The organism is Helicobacter sp. 11S02629-2, from assembly GCF_002272875.1.
Classification (GTDB): domain Bacteria; phylum Campylobacterota; class Campylobacteria; order Campylobacterales; family Helicobacteraceae; genus Helicobacter_I.
In genome coordinates, this window is the sequence record NZ_MLAN01000038.1 from 1 (window position 1) to 1441 (window position 1441).

At 32.1% G+C, this 1441-nt stretch carries 1 protein-coding gene; it reads left to right on the top strand.

Going from position 1 to position 1441, the window contains the following annotated elements; translation table 11 throughout:
- Window positions 1–875: 875 nt before the first annotated feature.
- Window positions 876–1403 (top strand): AAA family ATPase, encoded by a 528-nt coding sequence (locus BKH40_RS08535; RefSeq protein WP_095278602.1) that lies wholly within the window; start codon window positions 876–878, stop codon window positions 1401–1403.
- Window positions 1404–1441 lie beyond the last annotated feature (38 nt).

Genomic DNA, 1441 nt, shown 5'->3' on the forward strand with positions numbered 1-1441 from the left:
AAAGTGCACTCAATTAGCATATATTAAACTTAATTATAAGCATCCAAATATAGTTTTTAATAAAGTTTTCCCCATCTAAATATTTAATAACCTATATAAAAAGGAACTAAAAAGCCTCTTTTGAAAACTTCAAAAGGCTAAATTTTAGCTTTTATGTGTGTTATTTGATTTGGTGTATGTTGAAGTTTTGCAAGGCTTTAAAGCCTTTTCTTGTTTGCTTTGGTGGCTTGCTGTGACAAGTCGCCTAACTAAACAAGAAGGGGGGTGATGCTAATGCTTAAGCTAATTACGGCAATTATTAACTTAGCTGCGGCTATTATAAATCTAATAGTCTTAATCTTAGGTTAATAAAGAGAGAGCCCTTAAGTGAAAAACTAAAAAATAAGCTTAAAGATATTTTAAGCATTTAGAAGATGTGAAGAGCTGATATATAAAATCAATACATCCACCCAAAAATAAAATCAAAAGAGTGGATAAAATGAATTTTAGATTAGTGATAGCACTGCTAAATTTAATAATTGCCATTTTAGAGTTACTAACTCTAATTAAATAGCAATAAGCCAAAAGTCTAAACTAAAGGCGTAAGCCCTTAGTTTTCAACCCTTTCAATCAAGTGATACCAACACTTGATTGAAAGCCCTCGAAAGGAGGGCACACAAATAAACTCATAAATGATATTTATGAAACACAATACTAATCAAACTACTGCCAACTTGTCAAGATTCAAAGGCAATGATAATCAGCGACTTTGAAACAATAGAGGAATTTTAAAGCAAAAATGTATTGAGAGGCTTTGAAAAGAAACAAGTAGCTTGAGTTTTAAAAATTGCAATAAAGTATTATTTTAAAATCAAGCAAAATCTATAAGGAAGAAAATGAAAGCAAGAAAGCCAACAGCCACCATCTTTGCAGGAGTTAATGGAGCTGGAAAGACCACATTATATTTCAAAGCACAAGAGCAAAAGGATTTAATAGATATGGGCTATCGCATAAATGTAGATGAGATAGCCCAAAGTATAGGCGACCCACGAGATAGAAAAGATCAGCTAAGGGCATCAAAGATAGCCATTAATATGCGTAATATGTATCTAAAAAATAAACTTAGTTTCAATCAAGAGACCACGCTTTGTGGAAGTTCTATCATGAACTTATTTTATGAGCTTAAAAAACTAGATTTTAAAATCGTGCTTTACTACGTAAGGCTTGATAGTCCTGAGACTGCTAAAGAAAGAGTGCGTATAAGAGTTAGTAAAGGCGGGCATAACATAGAACCGCATCTAATAGATAAAAGATATTACGAAAGCTTAGCAAATTTTAAAAAGGTGATTCCGCTATGTGATGAAGTCTATATTTATGACAACACTAGCAATTTTAAACTTGTAGATGAGCTAAAAAGCTTTTAATACCCGACCGCAATGTCGTTAAACTAGGCACTTAAGTA